The following is a 16,012-nucleotide window of genomic DNA, read 5'->3' as shown; positions in this document are numbered from 1 at the left end:
CCAAGCCCAAGGCCTGGGCGGCAAGCGGCTAGGGTGCGAGCTGCGAGCCCAGCAGATTGGCCTCCTTGCACCGGCGGGGGGCGTAGCGGTCTCCGAAATTGCGCAGGTTGGCCAGGGCACTCGGCCAGTCACGGGCCACCACCTGGGCCCAGAACTTCGGTGTGCGGCTGGCCAGGTCGCCGTACTGGAACGCCACCGACGCGATCACCGTCTGCATCGGCGCCGGCAACTGGGCAAAGTCCACCCCGCTGGCCTTGAGATAGCGCGCCGCCAGGCGCTCGACAAAGGGCGCCTTGAACGCCTCATCGATCAGCTCCGCCTCACCACTGCTGATACTCAAGGGCCGGCCATCGAGGAAATTCTTCGCCTCCATCCCGGTCAGCCCCAGGTAGGGTTCCAGACGCTGCAGCAGGTCCGCGGGCAGGTTGAGCGCCTGCATGTCCTTGAGTTTGCGTTGCCCCAGGTCGAAACCGGTGCCCACCGTGACCCCGCTCTTGCTGTTGGCCGCATCGGGCACATACCCCTGGGTCTTGGCAGCGCCCTCGAGGGCGGCGATGAAACTGAAATCAATCGAATAGCGTGACATGGGAATTTCCTCATCCTTTTGAAGAAAAACCAGTGCATCACCAGCGACCAATACAGCATCAGCCTGTAATAGTTCCCACTAATAGGGGGGAAATTTCCCACTGAACAGAGGACGAGACACCTCCTTAGGATCAAACCGGCCTTATCCATCATTCCAAGGAGGTAACAAATGGACGTGAACGACCTCAACCTTATCGATATTCGCCAGCTGCCCCACTCGCTGCAGGCCCTTGTAGATTGCATCGGCCTGGAAAATGCCTACCGCCTGACCTGCGAATACGGGGGCCGCCCGAAATACATTCCCAAGCATGCCGAACGCACTTCCCTGGCCCTGATCCTGCCTCCCGATGCCCTCAATGCCCTGATCGAACGCTTCGCCGGACTGGCCCTGGAAATCCCCAAGGCCGACCACTTCTGCCGACAGATCCGTAACCAGCACATCCAGTTGGAAAGCCTGGGGGGCATTTCGCGCAGCGTCCTGGCGGACAAGTACGGCCTGAGTCTGCGGCAGATCGGCAACATCCGCCGCCTGGAGGCCATCATTCCCCGGTAATCGATTCCCGCTGAATCAATCACCACGGTTTTCTTAAGTTGCAGGGGCGCATTTCGCGCAGCGAAGAACAAGGAGAAACACCATGGCAGATATCGATAAGGGCCTGATCGGCGGCGTGATTGCCGCTCTGCCCCTGGACAAGATGATCACCGGTCCGCTGATGGCAATGATCCAGGCGCAGGTCGCCGCGAGCAAAGCCTATGCGGACTTCCTGATGGGGGTGTGCATCCAGAACGGCCAGGCGGTTTCGGTGCAGTTCGACTACGACGAGACCCTGGTGGATGACCAGGGCGTCTACAAGGGCACGGTGAAGAAGACGATGCGCATCCCGCTGCTGGCGGCCATCAGTCACCCCAACATCACCATCGAGGAAGGTTCGATCGAGTTCGAACTGACCATCAGCCAGATGGCCGAGGACACCAGCTCCAATGAAGCCTCCGGCAGTTTCGAGGCGAAGATGGGCTGGGGTCCGTTCAGCGTTTCGGTCAAGGGCGCGGCGAGCCACAAATCGACCCAGACTCGCAAGACCGACACTCGAGCGCGCTACGCCATCAGCACCAAGATCGTCCGTCAGGATCCACCGGAAGCCCTGATGCGGGTAATCGACTTCCTCACTGACGCAGCCACCAAGCCGATCATGTTGCCGGGAGTAACCGCCAGCAAGGACACCGACAAACTGTCTCGGGACAACGCCCTGACCAACCCGGTCAACCCGGCCACCGCCAAGAAAGCCGACGGCTCCGCAGCTGCCGGAAAAAACCCGTAAGGCTGATCTGTCCCCCCCTGCAACCGCCCCGCCGCTCCGGTGGGGCACCTTAGCCACCGAACAAGGAGCGTGATCCATGGCGTTTTTTTCCCGCCGCAAGGAGCCCATGTCCGCCAGCGACCTGAGCCATATCACCCGTGGCATGCACCAGGCTGCGGCCGCCACCCACAACCTGATCGCCCAGCAATACATCAAGTTGTTCGACCAGTTCTTCGACTACAACGTCAATGACCTGGGCACGCCGATGAAGGCCAAGATGGTCGAGGTGGCGCTCAACGAGCAGCACATCATCAACGTTCCGCTGATTGCCCTGGTATCGCCCAAGGGCCTGGCCCTGCACAAGATGACGGTCAATCTGTCGGTGCGCATGCAGGGTACGGAACTGCAGAAGGCCAGCCACGACCTGGAGAACGGCGAGTTGCAGAGCGAGAAGTTCTTCGTCACCTTCGGCAACGGCAAGCGTGAAGGTCAGGAGCGTGACCCGGACGAGGTACAGATCAGCATGGAGTTTCGCAACTGTGAGCCGCCGGAAGCGATCCAGAGACTGATCGAAGAGTTCACCAACCTGATCAGCCCGCAGCGGATCTATGAAGGTCCTGCACCGGCCGACAACCCGCCCGCCGAGCAAGACCTGCTGGCCCCCTGAGCCTCATCCCATGACGCACCTGGCTGACCGCGACGGCCAGCCTCCGGGAGCAACGGATAGCACTCAGGGCTTGAGGTTGACCGAACGCCAGTCACTGGCCTCGATCATCCCGAGCATCTTCGGTGCACCGTTGAGGGTGTCGGTGGAAACGAACAGGGAGGCACCGTAGCCCAGGGTCGGGGTCGCCAGCTTCAAGTCCTTTTCCAGTTGCGCCATGCATTCGCTGTGGGTCACCAGCACCAGGTTGCGCCCGGCGACCTTATGCGCCAGCACGTCGCGCAACATGCTGTTCTTGCAGTTGAACAGCCAGTCATCGCCACTGCTGACCTTGCTGAACATGTAGCTCGCGGTCTGCGCGGTACGGGTCAGCGGACTGTTGTAGATATCGGCACGCTCAAGGCCCAGGTGCTCGAACTGGGCCCCCAACCCCACCGCCACTTCCCGGGCCCGGTCGGTAATACCGTCGGCCGGCCCCAGGCAGGCGGCATTGGAGTGATCACAGCGCTCCACATGGCGCACCAGCACGATCATCTCGCCCTTGGCCCACCCGGCCGTCAGCGCGTTGATCCCGGCCACATTGCCGTGGGCCAGATCGGGCACCGCCGCCGGCTTGAACACCCACAGACTCAGGGGGATCACCAGAAGTACCGCCAGCAGCAACGCCAGACGGTGCTTGTAGCGCATCAGGCTGCTGATCAAGAGCGAGCGTTTGACCAGCGGAAAAACAAGTCTTGTAGCCACTGTCCAGCCGCCCCTTTGCGAATGATTAGATGTGTTGAGCAGCTCGTGCCGAGACTACAGAATCCTGATGACAATTGAGCACTGCCCAGAACCTTGGGCAGCAACCAGCCTGACTCTAGGTTCGTGGGCGTGGCAGAGCGGTGAAATGAATGTGAAAAAAAGCTCAACGGAACGGCGCTTCATCCCGCAAAATAACCGTTCATCGGCTAAAACATTGTCCTGGCGCAATACCGACGAAATCGTTTCAGCTATGGCACATCCCGCCGATACACCCCCTACAAAACACCTTGCTGGTCACCAAGAACAACAATCTTCCAGCCAACTTAGATCAAGAAGCGCTACGTTCCTGGAGGAATTCAATGAATAGTTGGTTTGCCAACATAAGCGTCAACCTTAAGCTCGGCCTGGGTTTCGGCCTGGTCCTGGCCCTGACCACCATACTGGCACTGACCGGCTGGACCAGCCTGGGCAAGCTGATCGACCGCAGCAACTGGATGAGCGACATCACCCAGCTCAACAACGGCCTGACCAAGCTGCGGGTCACTCGCCTGCAGTACATGCTGGCCAATGGCGACGAAACCGCCGCCCAGGGCGTGCAGAGCACCCTGGATGATTTCAGCGCCCACCAGAAAAAGCTCCTGACCTCGTTCCAGAGCCCGATCAGCATCAAGCTCCTGCAAGGCCTGGGAACGACCATCAGCGCCTATCAGGACTCGCTGAACAAGATGCGCAACGCCTACCGCACCGGCAATGCTGCGCGCCAGGCCATGAACCAGAATGCCGAACTCGCCAATGACTTGATCAACGGGATCAACACCCGGGTCAAGCAGATGCCCCTGAGCGACCAGCGCTTCGAGCAGTTCCAGGCCATCACCCAGGCCAAGGAAGCCTTCCAGCTGGCCCGTTATGAAGTGCGCGGCTACACCAGCACCAACAACCCGAGCACCGAACAGAAAGCCTTCACCCAGCTCAATGCGGCGATTGCCGAAATGGGCCAGCTCAAGGCCCATTTCAGCAGCACCCAGAGTGATGCCCTGCAACAGCTGGAAGCGGCCCTGACCGACTACCGCAGCTCGCTGCAGGCCTTCAAGGTGGCCTTTAACGACGCCCTGCAGGCGCGCAAGGAAATGACCGACCAGGGCGCCGACATCGTTGACCGCAGCGACGCCCTGTACCAGTTCCAGCTGGACCAACGCGACATCGAAAGCGTCCAGGCCCGTAGCCTGCAATTGATCAGCACCCTGCTGGCCCTGCTGGTGGGTGTACTGGCCGCGGTGATCATCACCCGGCAGATCACTCGCCCGCTGCGCGAAACCCTGGCTGTGGTGGAGCGCATTGCCTCCGGCGACCTCACCGAAAACCTGCGAGTCACCCGCCGCGACGAGCTCGGCGTACTGCAACAAGGCATCGTGCGCATGGGCGTGACCCTGCGCGAGCTGATCGGCGGTATCCGTGACGGCGTGACCCAGATCGCCAGCGCCGCTGAAGAGCTGTCTGCGGTGACCGAAGAAACCAGCGCCGGGGTCAACAGCCAGAAAGTCGAGACCGATCAAGTGGCTACCGCCATGCACGAGATGACCGCCACCGTGCAGGAAGTCGCGCGCAACGCCGAAGAAGCCTCCCAGGCCGCAGCCGCCGCCGACAGCGAAGCCCGCCAGGGTGACAAGGTGGTGGCCCAGGCCATCGAGCAGATCGAGCGCCTGGCCAGCGAAGTGGTGCGCTCCACCGACGCCATGACCGTGCTGCAACAGGAAAGCGACAAGATCGGCAGCGTCATGGACGTGATCAAGGCCGTGGCCGAGCAGACCAACCTGCTGGCGCTGAACGCCGCCATCGAAGCCGCCCGAGCCGGTGAAGCCGGGCGTGGTTTTGCCGTGGTGGCCGACGAAGTGCGGGCCCTGGCCCAGCGCACCCAGAAGTCCACCGAAGAGATCGAATTACTGGTGGCCGGCCTGCAGAACGGCACCCAGCAAGTGGCCACGGTGATGAACAACAGTCGCAGCCTGACCGACAGCAGCGTCCAGCTGACCCGCAAGGCCGGCGCCTCGCTGGAAAGCATCACCCGCACCGTGTCCAACATCCAATCGATGAACCAGCAGATCGCCGCGGCCGCCGAGCAGCAGAGCGCCGTGGCCGAAGAGATCAGCCGCAGCATCATCAACGTGCGCGACGTGTCCGAACAGACCGCCGCAGCCAGCGATGAAACCGCCGCCTCCAGCGTCGAGCTGGCCCGCCTGGGCGGCCAGTTGCAGATGATGGTCAGCCACTTCCGCGTCTGATCCCTGGCGCGCCCTTCGCCGGCAAGCCGGCTCCTACACGGCTTCGTAGGAGCTGGCTTGCCAGCGAAAGGCGCCAATCCCTCGCGCCGAGCATTTACACCCATCAGGGTTTGCCCTTACCTTTCCCGGTCTCCGTCCTGCTGTCCGAAGGATTCGTCGCCAGGAACCCGCGCATGCCCAGCCTCGGCTTTACCTCGGTCCCGCCCCTGCTCAAATATCTGCTGTATGCGGAGCAGCTGGGTATTGCCACGGCGCCGGCGCTGGCGGCGGCGGGGCTACAAGCCGCGCAGTTGAACGACACCAGCCTGCGCCTGCCGATGGAAGTCCACGAACGGTTGCTGGACTACTTCTGCAAGCATTCCGGCGATCCGTTGTTCGGCCTCAATTCGGCGCGTTTCGTCAAACCCAATTCCTGGAACGTGCTCGGCTACATCACCATGAACTGCGCGACCCTGGGCGAAGCCATGGGCCGCATCATGCCGTTCGAAAAACTGGTGGGCGACATGGGCACCAGTCGCGCCGAGGTGGTCGCTGAGCACGTGCGGCTGATCTGGAGCTGCCGCCATCAGCGTGCGGATATCCGCCGGCACCTGGTGGAGAACGTGCTCGCGTCCTGGCTGCTGTATGCACGCTGGATCGCCGACTCGGCCATGTCCCCCAGTGCGGTCTGGTTCGAGCACGCGCTGCCGGAAAAGACCCAAGCGGCGCAGTACGAAGCGCTGTTCGGCTGTCCGGTGCTGTTCCAGCAGCCCTGCTCGGCCTTGGTGGCGCCGTTGGAATACCTGCAGATGCCCCTGCGCCAGGCCGATGCGCGCCTGCTCAAGACCCTGGAAGAACATGCCCAGGCGATGATGGCATCCCTGGCCGATGCCCCCCTGGCGTTGCAAGTGCACAATGTGCTGCGCCAATTGCTCAAGCACGGCCTGCCGCGCAAGGAACAGGTGGCGGAACAATTACAGGTGTCGGTGCGCACCCTGCAACGCCAGTTGCAGCAGGCCGGGACTTCGTATCAGCAGATTCTCGATGACCTGCGCCAGGAGCTCGCCGAGCACTACCTGCGGCACAGCGAGCTGTCGATCCAGGGCGTTTCCGATTGCCTGGGTTTCACCGAGCCACGCTCGTTCCACCGCAGTTTCAAGAGCCGTACCGGGCTGACTCCCGGCCAGTTCCGCCAGGCAGCCGTGGCCGCCGGCAAGGCCTGAAATCAGTCAGACGCTGATCGCGTTGGTGAACACCAGCCGATTGCCGAACGGGTCGCTGATGGTCATGTCCTGGCTGCCCCAGGGCATGGCCTGGATCTGCGGATGGGAAAAGCGGTACTGCTTGGCCAGCAACTGCTGCTGGAAGGCTTCCAGTTCATCGGTTTCGATACGCAGCGCGGCACCCGGCGAGCAATCGCCATGATGCTCCGAGAGGTGCAACACGCACTCCCCTCGCGACACCTGCAGGTACAACGGAAAGTTGGCTTCGAAACGATGCTCCCAGTCGAGGGAGAACCCCAGGAAGTCCAGGTAAAACTCCCGGGCCTTGGCTTCATCGAAGATCCGCAGGATGGGGGTGGTTTTGCCAAAGCTCATTGCGCGACTCCCTGACTGAAAAAAACCGACTGTACAGGCGGCGATGCTCAACACTTCGGCGCTGCCCCGGGTTTCTTTAATATCACGAAGCCATAACTGCAATGAAGTTCATCCCGTCAGCCGGCGCGGGTGAACCCCTGGCGCAAGTCGCCCTGACGCACGAGGAAGCGGCCCAGGCGCCGACCATTGGCCTGGCCTTCGGCATAACTGCACACGCCGTTGACCCAGACTCCATCGATGCCTTCTGCCGCTTGCTGGGGGTTCTTGAAGTCGGCCACGTCACGCACTCGTGCCGGGTCGAACAGCACCAGGTCGGCCCAGTGCCCTGCGCGGATTTCACCGCGCTGCTGCAAGCCGAAACGCGCCGCCGAAAGCCCTGTCATCTTGTGCACGGCGGTATGCAGCGGGAACAGGCCCAGGTCACGGCTGAAGTGCCCCAGCACTCGGGGAAAGGCACCCCATAGCCGGGGATGGGGGAAGGGATCTTCCGGCAGGCCATCGGAACCGATCATCGACAGCGGGTGAGCGAGGATGCGCCGCACATCGTTTTCGTCCATGCCGTAGTACACCGCACCCGCCGGTTGCAGGCGCTCGGCGGCGGCCAGCAGGCTAACGCCCCAATCGGCGGCGATCTCGCTCAGGTCACGACCGCCCTGCGCCGGGTGCGAGGTCGACCAGGTGATGGTGATGCGATAGGCATCCGTAACTTGCTTGAGGTCCAGGGTCGAGGAACTGGCGGCATAGGGATAACAATCGCAGCCCACCGGATGATCCTTCGCCGCCTGCTCCAGGGCCGCCAGCAGTTGCGGACTGCGGCCCCAGTTGCCGGCGCCGGCGCACTTGAGGTGCGAGACGATCACCGGCGCCTTGGCCGCGCGACCGATCAGAAAGGCTTCATCCATGGCCTCCAGCACCGGCTCGAATTCACTGCGCAGGTGGGTGGTGTACACCGCGCCGAAGGCCGTCAGTTCCTGGGCCAGTTGCACCACTTCATCGGTGTCGGCACAAAAGGCGCTGGCGTAGGCCAGCCCGGTGGACAAGCCAAGGGCACCGTCCTCCAGGCTGTCGCGCAGTTGCTCGCGCATGGCCGCGATTTCCTCCGCCGTCGCCGTGCGGTACAGGTCCGTCAGGTGATTGCTGCGCAACGCCGTATGCCCCACCAGCGCCGCGACATTCACCGCCGGGCGAGCCGCATCCACCGCCGCGCGGTAATCGCGAAAACGCGGGTAGGCGAACATCGGACGCTCGCCCAGCAGGTTCATCGGATCCGGCGGATCGCCCTTGAGGCTCACCGGCGCGGCACTGATCCCGCAGTTGCCGACGATCACCGTGGTCACCCCCTGGCTGAGCTTGGGCAGCATCTGCGGCTGGCGAATCACCACCGTGTCGTCATGGGTGTGCACGTCGATGAAACCGGGGGCCAGCACCCGCCCGGCCGCGTCGATCTCTTCCCGGGCGCTGGCGGCAGACAGATCACCAATGCATTGGATACGGCCCGCGTCGATCGCCAGGTCGGCGCGGTAGCCGGGACGGTTGCTGCCGTCGATGATCAAGGCATTGCGGATCAGCGTGTCGTAGCGCATGTCAGTCTCCCAGGGGCAGGCAGTCGGCGCCGCCACGGTAATGGTCCAGGGCCAACTTGATCCGTCGCAGGCGCTCCTGGTTGTCGTCCGGCAAGGCCAGGGCCAGCTCGGTGGCCAGGACGTCGATGGCCAGCAGCATGCCGTAGCGGGCGGCAGTGGGTTTGTAGATGAACGAGGTTTCGGCGCTGTGCAGGGGCAAGACTACATCGGCCAACTGCGCCAGGGGCGAGTCGGGCAAGGTGATGGCGAGGATTCCGGCACCGTAGCTGCGGGCCAGGGCTATCGCATCCAGCAGCTCGGGAGTGATGCCCGTCAGGGAGCAGGCAATCACTGCATGTTGCGGCCCCAGGGCGGCAGCGGTGACCCGCATCATTACCGGGTCGTGGCAGGCAGCGATGGCATAACCCAAACGCACCAGGCGCACCTGCAGTTCATCGCTGCACAGGGTCGAACAGCCGCCGGTGCCGAAGGCGTGGATCATCCGCGCCCGCCCCAGCAAGCGCACCGCGTCAGCAAACTGTGCCTCCTCGAAACCAGCCAGATGCTGGTGCAGGGCCGACTCGATATCGCCGACGATCTGCCGGTAGAAAGCCGATTGTTCAGGGGCTCCGGCCGGGTCGAGAAAACGGCTGCCGACCCCACTGGCCTGGGCCAGTTGCAGGCGCAGCTGGCGCAAGTCGCGACAGCCGACGCTGCGGGCGAAACGTGACAGGGTGGCGGGGCTGACTTCAGCGCGCCGGGCCAGTTCGTCGAGGCTGGCGGATGCCGCAAACCCGACATCGTCGAGCATCAATCGGGCGATCCGCCCTTCCCCGGCGCTGAGCAGATCCAGGCGCGAGCGGATCTGATAAAGAATGTCCATCTACAGCAACTCCGCGAGTACCAGGGTCAGGCCGAAGGCGATCACAGAGATCAGCGTCTCCAGCACGGTCCAGGTCTTGAAGGTTTGAATGACGGTCATATTGAAGTATTCCTTCACCAGCCAAAAGCCGCCGTCGTTGACGTGGGACAGAATCACCGAGCCAGCACCGGTAGCAATCACCAGCAATTCCGGATGGGGATAACCGAGGCCGACGGCCACCGGTGCTACCACCCCCGAGGCGGTGGTCAAGGCCACGGTAGCGGAACCGGTAGCCACCCGCATCAGCACCGCGAACAACCAGCCCATCCACAGCGGCGACAGCTGGAACTCATGGGCCAGGCCAACGATCTGATCGGTCACTCCGGAGTCGATGAGAATCCGGTTGAGACCGCCGCCGGCCCCTACCAGCAAGGTGATGCTGGCTGTCGGTGCCAGGCATTCGTTGGTGAACTTGAGGATCGCCTCACGGTTGAAACCCTGGGCCAGTCCCAAGGTCCAGAAGCTCACCAGAGTCGCCACCAGCAGGGCGATCACCGAGTTGCCGATAAACAGCAGGAACTGATTGAGACCGGTGCCTGGCACGGCGATCTGGTTGGCCCAGCCGCCGATCAGCATCAGCACCACCGGCAGCAGGATGGTGGCCATGGTCAGGCGGAAACTCGGCAGGCGCAGGCGCGGCTCACGAGCAATGAACTGCCGCTCCAGTGGGTTCTCTGCCGGCAGGTGAATGTGCGGCACGATGAAGCGCGCATACACCGGGCCGGCAATGATCGCCGTGGGCACGCCGATCAACAGCGCGTAGAGCAGGGTCTGCCCCACCGACGCCTGATAGGCCTGCACCGCCAGCATTGCCCCTGGATGCGGCGGCACCAGGGCGTGAACCACCGACAGCCCGGCAACCATCGGCAAGCCCACCATCAGCAGCGAGACCCCGACCCGCCGCGCCACAGTGAAGGCAATCGGCACCAGCAGCACGAAACCCACCTCGAAGAACAGCGGCAGGCCCACCAGGAAGGCAATGCACACCATGGCCCAGTGTGCGTTGCGCTCACCGAAGCGATCGATCAGGGTCCGCGCCACCTGGTCTGCACCGCCGGATTCGGCCATGAGCTTGCCGAGCATGGTGCCCAGGGCCACCACCAGGGCGATGTGGCCGAGCGTCTTGCCGACCCCGGCCTCATAGGCACCCACTACCCCGGAAGGCGGCATGCCGGCCATCAGCGCCAGGCCGACAGATACCAGGGTGATGACAATAAAGGGGTTCAAGCGATAGCGAGCGATCAACACGATCAGCGCAATGATCGCGACTGCGGCGTAACCCAGCAGCCAATAACCCGTTGCAGGAGCCATGGCGTCCTCCTTGAAAACAGCGTCACTTTAGAATGGTTGTGAAATTCTTTAATCACTTAACGAAGTGATATTCAAACCAAGTGAAACTAATTTTCGTAAAGAGGCCGGCCTTGTCGTGAACAGCTAAGTGATGGGCCATGAAATGAAAATAGGCAGCGGGTATTTTCATCCGCTACAGCGAACCGCTGGCCCATTGGTTTCAGTCGTGTTGCACCCGGGCGCGCTTGAGCAACTTCTTGCAGCGCTCCGACACATGCAACACCCGCAGGTGCTTGCCGGCCTTGGCGTAACGCTCACGCAGGGTGTTCAACGCCGCAATCGCCGAGTAGTCGACGAAATTCAGATGACGACAATCAATGGTCACCCGCAACGGATCATTGGCCGAGTCGAACTGGTTGAGAAACGCCGTGGTGGAAGCGAAGAACAAGGTCCCGTGCAACTGATAGAGCTTGCTGCCATCGGCCTCCAAGTGACTGTCGGCATATAGCTCGCGGGCCTGCTGCCAGGCGAAGTTGAGGGCGGCGATGACAATGCCGCAGAACACCGCAATGGCCAGGTCGGTGAACACGGTAATCACGGTGACCGCGAGGATCACCAGCACATCGTTGCGCGGCACCTTGTTGACCACCCGCAGGGAAGCCCAGGCGAAGGTCTGCTGCGCCACCACGAACATCACCCCCACCAGCGCGGCCAGGGGAATGCGCTCGATCAGCGGCGACAGGAACAGCACGAACAGCAGGATCAGGCCGCCGGCCACAGCGCCGGACAAACGCCCGCGGCCGCCGGAGCTGAGATTGATCACGGTCTGGCCGATCATGGCGCAGCCGCCCATGCCGCCGAACATCCCTGAAACCATGTTGGCCGCACCCAGGGCCACGCATTCGCGGTCCGGATAACCACGACTCTCGGTGATTTCATCGGTGAGGCTCAGGGTCAGCAGGGTTTCCAGCAGGCCGACCATGGCCATCAGGAATGCGTAGGGCGCGATGATGCCCAGGGTTTCAGCGGTCCAGGGCAGATTCGGCCAGGCCAGGCTCGGCAAGCCGCCGGCAATATGCGCCATGTCCCCCAGGGTGCGGGTCGGCAGGCCCAGCAGGTAGACCAGCAGGCCGACGCCGAGGATCGCCACCAACGCCGGCGGCACCGCGCGGGTCAGCCGTGGCAGCAGGTAGACGATTGCCATGGTCAGCGCCACCAGCCCGGCCATCAGATACAACGGCGAGCCGCTGAGCCAAACCCCAGCACTCTTGAAATGCTCCAGCTGAGCCAGGGCAATGACGATCGCCAGGCCGTTGACGAAGCCCAGCATCACCGGGTGCGGCACCATGCGCACCAGCTTGCCCAGGCGCAGCAGGCCGAACGCGACCATGATCAAACCGCCCAGCAGCACGGTGGCCAGTAAATACTGCACCCCGTGTTGCACCACCAGGGCGACGATCACCACGGCCATGGAACCGGCAGCCCCGGAAACCATGCCCGGCCGGCCGCCGAACAGCGCGGTCAGGGTGCAGATGAAGAAGGCGCCATACAGCCCCATCAACGGATTGAGGTGGGCCACCAGGGCAAAGGCGATGCATTCGGGGAGCAAGGCGAACGAGGTGGTGAGTCCGGCCAGGACATCGGCACGCAGACGTTTTGCTTTCATGATTGACCTGATGGGCGGGCCGGCAGACGGGCCCTGGGGAGAGCGGGAAGAAGTCAGGGAATGTTACGGAATTGAGCCGCCGCCGACCAGCCGGCCGTCGCAGCCTGCACAAAGAACTGTAGGAGCTGGCTTGCCGGCGAAGAGGCCGCTCGATTTGGCGCCAGGCTGGCGGGCCCTTTCGCCGGCAAGCCGGCTCCTACAGGGGTTCAACGGTTATTTGACGACCTTGCCGACACCGCGGCCGCGTGGGTCGGAAGCGGTTTCAAGCTGGGTGCCGTTGACCCGGATCGCCTGGATATCGCCCATCTCCCAGCCCTGGTCCTCCAGGGTGTAACCCATGGTTTTCAGCTCATCGGCAACCTTGCCGGTGAGCGGCGCGTAGGCGTCGAAGTAGATGGTGTCCTTGGGCAGCAACTGGTGATGCACGCGCTGCGCGGCCACGGCTTTTTCCAGCGGCAGGTTGTAGTCATAGAGATTGTTCAGCACCTGGAAGATCGAGGTGAAGATCCGCGAACCACCGGGCGTGCCCAGCACCAGGGTGACCTTGCCGTCGCGGGTCACCAGGCTCGGACTCATGGACGACAGCATGCGCTTGCCGGGGGCGATGGCGTTGGCATCGCCACCGACCACGCCAAAGGCATTGGCCACGCCGGGCTTGGCGCTGAAATCGTCCATCTCGTCGTTGAGCAGGAAACCCGCGCCCTTGACCACCACGCCGCTGCCGTAATCCCAGTTCAGGGTGTAGGTGTTGCTCACCGCGTTGCCCTGGGCATCGACGATGGAGAAGTGCGTGGTCTGGTGCGGCTCAAGCCCCGGGCGCACCTTCTCGGTAGGCGAGATGGCGTTGGGGTTGACCTCGGCGGCACGTTTTTTCAGGTACGCAGGATCGGTTAGTTGCTTGACCGGCACTTCGGAAAACGCCGGGTCGCCGAGGTAGTCGGCACGGTCGGCGAACACTCGCTTTTCAATTTCCGCCAGCAGGTGAATGTACTTGGCCGAGTTCAGTTCGACGCCCTTGAAGTCCGCTGCGCGGTCTTCCTTGATGCTGATCAACTGAGCCAGGGCGACCCCGCCGGAACTCGGCGGTGGTGCGGTGTACAGGGTGTTGCCACGGAAGGTCACCTGCAGCGGCTGGCGCCATTGGACCTTGTAGTCCTGCAGGTCCTGCTTGCTGATCAGGCCTTTGTCGGCCTGCATCTGCGCCACCAGCAAGTCGGCGGTCTTGCCGCTGTAGAACTCCTTGGCGCCCTGGTCGGCAATCCGTTCCAGGGTCGCGGCCAGCTCGGGCTGACGGAAGGTTTCACCCGGCTTCATGCTGCCGAAGTAGTCACCAAAATTGGTGGTGCCGTTGAACAGCTTCAGCGCATCCTCGCGATACTGGTACTGCTTGTCGGCGACCTTGAAGCCGTTTTTCGCATAGCCCACTGCTGGCGTGAGCAACTCGCTCCAGGGCAGCTTGCCGAACTTCTGGTGCGCCTCCCACAGGCCCATCACGGTTCCCGGGACCCCGGCAGCACGGGCACCCACCAGGCTCAGGTTCTCGATCACCTCGCCCTTTTCATTCAGGTACATGTTGCGGGTCGCGGCCTTGGGCGCGGTTTCCCGGTAATCAAGGAAGTAGGGTTTGCCGTCGATGTACATGGTCATGAAACCGCCGCCGCCGATATTGCCGGCCTCGGGGTAAGTCACGGCCAGGGCAAAGGCCGTGGCCACTGCGGCATCCACCGCGTTGCCGCCTTTCTTGAGGATCTGCGCCGCGACATCGGCGCCGTACTGATTCGGCGCGGCCACCGCGCCGCCTTCCAGGGTCACGGCGAAGGCTGAACTGCTGGCGGCAATGGCGGCCGTCAGGGCCAGGGTCTTGAACAACAGGATGCGCATAAGGTCCTTCCTTTTCTTGTTATCGAACGGGAAGAACCTTAGGCCCGGGGCCAAGGTTTGAGCAATCGCCAATCGCGGTACGCCCGTCCCAACCTGCAACCACCGAGTGATGCAGGCGCGGGTTTGTGTGGGAATCGGGTTGTGTAGGAGCTGGCTTGCCAGCGAAGGCGCTCTCAAGCCCGAAGCCAAATCCAAGGCCCCCTTCGCCGGCAAGCCGGCTCCTACAAGGGCTGCGTTGCCAAAACAATCCGCGGCACTCCCTCACTGTAGGAGCTGGCTTGCCAGCGAAAGCGGTCTCAAGCCCGAAGCCAAATCCAAGGCCCCCTTCGCCGGCAAGCCGGCTCCTACAAGGGCTGCGTTGCCAAAACAATCCGCGGCACTCACTGTAGGAGCTGGCTTGCCAGCGAAGACGCTCCCAAGCCCGGAGCAAAATCCAAGGGCCCTTTCGCCGGCAAGCCGGCTCCTACAAGGGCTGCGTTGCCAAACAATCCGCGGCACTCGCTCACTGTAGGAGCTGGCTTGCCAGCGAAGGCGCTCTCAAGCCTGAAACCAAATCCAAAGCCCCCTTCGCCGGCAAGCCGGCCCATGCAATAGAAGGGGGAAGCGCGGGAGTCAGCCCTGGAACTCCGGGTTGGCGTAGTCCGCCAGCTTGCCCTGGATGAAATCGAGGAAACACTGGATGCGCAGGGCCAGTTGCGAGTTGCGGTAATACACCGCGTTGATCGGCTGGCGATAGCCGCTGTTGAACGAGGCCAGCACCGGTTGCAGCTGCCCGGCGCGGATGTCATCGATGGTCATGAAGTGCGAGAGACAGGCAATCCCTTGCCCCGCCAGCGCCAGGTGCCGCAGGGTTTCCCCGCTGGAGGCGCTGATGCCTGGCTGGATCTGCCAGCGGTCGCCGTGCACATGGCGCAGCGGCCAATGGTTGAGGGTCTCGGTCTGGGTGAACCCCAAGAGTGTGTGGTTGGCCAGTTCCGCCACGCTTTGTGGTGTTCCGTGCCGGGCCAGGTACTCCGGGCTGGCAAGGATATGCAGCGGGCTGCAACCCAGGGAGCGGGCATGCAGGGTCGAATCCGCCAACACGCCGATACGGATCGCAATGTCGGTGCTCTGTTCCAGCAGGTCGATGATCAGGTCGTTGCTGTTGAGCTCCAACTGGATATCCGGGTACAGGCGACGGAACTCGGCCACATAAGGAACGATGGCATGCAGCATGAACGGTGACGCCGCATTGATCCGCAGGCGCCCTGACGGATTGCGCTGGCGGGAGGAGAGCCGCTCTTCGAGTTCATCCATCTGATCAAGGATCAGCTTGGCCTGCTCGAAGAAATAGCGCCCCTCCTCGGTCAGGTCCATGCGCCGCGTAGTGCGGTTGATCAACGTGGTATCGAGCTTGGCCTCCAGCCGCGACAAGGTGCGGCTGACCGCCGAAGGGGTCTGTGCCAATTGCTCGGCGGCGGCGGAAATCGAACCGCACTCGATGACGCAGACAAAGACCTGCAATTCGTCGGATCTGGCTTTCACATGAGTCCTCTGTCAGCAGT

15 protein-coding genes and 1 pseudogene are annotated in these 16,012 nt (G+C 62.8%); 7 read left to right on the top strand and 9 right to left on the bottom strand.

What is annotated here, in order from left to right:
* Nucleotides 1–28: 28 nt before the first annotated feature.
* A complete protein-coding gene (locus tag GV818_RS25675; protein ID WP_161755826.1) occupies nucleotides 29–586 on the bottom strand; it encodes a pesticin C-terminus-like muramidase in 558 nt (185 codons plus the stop codon).
* 168 nt (nucleotides 587–754) lie between these two features.
* Here GV818_RS25675 and GV818_RS25670 point away from each other — a divergent pair, with 168 nt between their 5' ends.
* From GV818_RS25670 to GV818_RS25660, 3 genes are all read left to right on the top strand, one after another.
* Entirely contained in the window at nucleotides 755–1,138 is a 384-nt protein-coding gene (locus tag GV818_RS25670; RefSeq protein WP_161755827.1) for a transcriptional regulator, read from the top strand.
* Between the two features lie 82 nt (nucleotides 1,139–1,220).
* Entirely contained in the window at nucleotides 1,221–1,904 is a 684-nt protein-coding gene (locus GV818_RS25665) for a DUF2589 domain-containing protein (RefSeq protein WP_161755828.1), read from the top strand.
* 76 nt (nucleotides 1,905–1,980) lie between these two features.
* Nucleotides 1,981–2,550 (top strand): DUF2589 domain-containing protein, encoded by a 570-nt coding sequence (locus tag GV818_RS25660; RefSeq protein WP_161755829.1) that lies wholly within the window; start codon nucleotides 1,981–1,983, stop codon nucleotides 2,548–2,550.
* Between the two features lie 63 nt (nucleotides 2,551–2,613).
* Here the strand turns inward: GV818_RS25660 and GV818_RS25655 are convergent, their stop codons facing one another.
* Complete coding sequence (locus GV818_RS25655) at nucleotides 2,614–3,291, bottom strand: histidine phosphatase family protein (RefSeq protein ID WP_161777858.1); 678 nt, start codon at nucleotides 3,289–3,291, stop codon at nucleotides 2,614–2,616.
* Nucleotides 3,292–3,358: 67 nt separating this feature from the next.
* Here GV818_RS25655 and GV818_RS25650 point away from each other — a divergent pair, with 67 nt between their 5' ends.
* From GV818_RS25650 to gliR, 4 genes and pseudogenes are all read left to right on the top strand, one after another.
* A complete protein-coding gene (locus tag GV818_RS25650; protein ID WP_161777857.1) occupies nucleotides 3,359–3,658 on the top strand; it encodes a hypothetical protein in 300 nt (99 codons plus the stop codon).
* A pseudogene (locus GV818_RS35140) lies at nucleotides 3,651–4,712 on the top strand (methyl-accepting chemotaxis protein); the annotation flags it as partial. The gene GV818_RS25650 and the pseudogene GV818_RS35140, both read left to right, overlap by 8 nt.
* Nucleotides 4,707–5,570, top strand: a complete 864-nt coding sequence (locus tag GV818_RS35135) for a methyl-accepting chemotaxis protein (RefSeq protein WP_372242124.1) — start codon at nucleotides 4,707–4,709, stop codon at nucleotides 5,568–5,570. The pseudogene GV818_RS35140 and the gene GV818_RS35135, both read left to right, overlap by 6 nt.
* A gap of 173 nt (nucleotides 5,571–5,743) precedes the next feature.
* On the top strand, nucleotides 5,744–6,772 hold the full coding sequence (gene gliR, locus GV818_RS25640; protein ID WP_161755833.1) for an AraC family transcriptional regulator GliR: 1,029 nt from the start codon (nucleotides 5,744–5,746) through the stop codon (nucleotides 6,770–6,772).
* Nucleotides 6,773–6,778: 6 nt separating this feature from the next.
* On the opposite strand, the gene GV818_RS25635 is transcribed toward gliR, so the two are convergent.
* From GV818_RS25635 to GV818_RS25605, 7 genes are all read right to left on the bottom strand, one after another.
* The gene (locus tag GV818_RS25635) at nucleotides 6,779–7,147 is read right to left on the bottom strand and encodes a glyoxalase superfamily protein (RefSeq protein WP_161755834.1); all 369 of its coding nucleotides are present in this window, start codon (nucleotides 7,145–7,147) and stop codon (nucleotides 6,779–6,781) included.
* Nucleotides 7,148–7,263: 116 nt separating this feature from the next.
* Entirely contained in the window at nucleotides 7,264–8,730 is a 1,467-nt protein-coding gene (locus tag GV818_RS25630; protein WP_161777856.1) for an N-acyl-D-amino-acid deacylase family protein, read from the bottom strand.
* A 1-nt stretch (nucleotide 8,731) separates the two neighbouring features.
* The gene (locus GV818_RS25625) at nucleotides 8,732–9,592 is read right to left on the bottom strand and encodes a MurR/RpiR family transcriptional regulator (protein ID WP_161755836.1); all 861 of its coding nucleotides are present in this window, start codon (nucleotides 9,590–9,592) and stop codon (nucleotides 8,732–8,734) included.
* Nucleotides 9,593–10,942 (bottom strand): gluconate:H+ symporter, encoded by a 1,350-nt coding sequence (locus tag GV818_RS25620; protein WP_161755837.1) that lies wholly within the window; start codon nucleotides 10,940–10,942, stop codon nucleotides 9,593–9,595. It lies immediately after the preceding gene.
* 199 nt (nucleotides 10,943–11,141) lie between these two features.
* On the bottom strand, nucleotides 11,142–12,587 hold the full coding sequence (locus tag GV818_RS25615) for a SulP family inorganic anion transporter (protein WP_161777855.1): 1,446 nt from the start codon (nucleotides 12,585–12,587) through the stop codon (nucleotides 11,142–11,144).
* A 213-nt stretch (nucleotides 12,588–12,800) separates the two neighbouring features.
* Entirely contained in the window at nucleotides 12,801–14,468 is a 1,668-nt protein-coding gene (gene ggt, locus GV818_RS25610) for a gamma-glutamyltransferase (RefSeq protein ID WP_161777854.1), read from the bottom strand.
* A gap of 612 nt (nucleotides 14,469–15,080) precedes the next feature.
* Nucleotides 15,081–15,992, bottom strand: a complete 912-nt coding sequence (locus GV818_RS25605) for a LysR substrate-binding domain-containing protein (RefSeq protein ID WP_161755840.1) — start codon at nucleotides 15,990–15,992, stop codon at nucleotides 15,081–15,083.
* Between the last annotated feature and the right edge of the window lie 20 nt (nucleotides 15,993–16,012).

It is taken from the genome of Pseudomonas sp. Fl4BN1 (assembly GCF_009908285.1).
Classification (GTDB): domain Bacteria; phylum Pseudomonadota; class Gammaproteobacteria; order Pseudomonadales; family Pseudomonadaceae; genus Aquipseudomonas.
This window is presented reverse-complemented; position numbering and strand designations above follow the sequence as displayed.

Bases quoted from the DNA above. Each gene is read 5' to 3' on its own strand.
- GV818_RS25665 (WP_161755828.1), top strand. From the start codon at position 1,221: ATGGCAGATATCGATAAGGGCCTGATCGGCGGCGTGATTGCCGCTCTG.
- GV818_RS25620 (WP_161755837.1), bottom strand. From the start codon at position 10,942: ATGGCTCCTGCAACGGGTTATTGGCTGCTGGGTTACGCCGCAGTCGCG.
- ggt (WP_161777854.1), bottom strand. From the start codon at position 14,468: ATGCGCATCCTGTTGTTCAAGACCCTGGCCCTGACGGCCGCCATTGCC.
- GV818_RS25615 (WP_161777855.1), bottom strand. From the start codon at position 12,587: ATGAAAGCAAAACGTCTGCGTGCCGATGTCCTGGCCGGACTCACCACC.
- GV818_RS25650 (WP_161777857.1), top strand. From the start codon at position 3,359: ATGACAATTGAGCACTGCCCAGAACCTTGGGCAGCAACCAGCCTGACT.
- GV818_RS25660 (WP_161755829.1), top strand. From the start codon at position 1,981: ATGGCGTTTTTTTCCCGCCGCAAGGAGCCCATGTCCGCCAGCGACCTG.
- GV818_RS25670 (WP_161755827.1), top strand. From the start codon at position 755: ATGGACGTGAACGACCTCAACCTTATCGATATTCGCCAGCTGCCCCAC.
- GV818_RS25630 (WP_161777856.1), bottom strand. From the start codon at position 8,730: ATGCGCTACGACACGCTGATCCGCAATGCCTTGATCATCGACGGCAGC.
- GV818_RS25625 (WP_161755836.1), bottom strand. From the start codon at position 9,592: ATGGACATTCTTTATCAGATCCGCTCGCGCCTGGATCTGCTCAGCGCC.
- GV818_RS25675 (WP_161755826.1), bottom strand. From the start codon at position 586: ATGTCACGCTATTCGATTGATTTCAGTTTCATCGCCGCCCTCGAGGGC.
- GV818_RS25635 (WP_161755834.1), bottom strand. From the start codon at position 7,147: ATGAGCTTTGGCAAAACCACCCCCATCCTGCGGATCTTCGATGAAGCC.
- GV818_RS35135 (WP_372242124.1), top strand. From the start codon at position 4,707: ATGGGCGTGACCCTGCGCGAGCTGATCGGCGGTATCCGTGACGGCGTG.
- gliR (WP_161755833.1), top strand. From the start codon at position 5,744: ATGCCCAGCCTCGGCTTTACCTCGGTCCCGCCCCTGCTCAAATATCTG.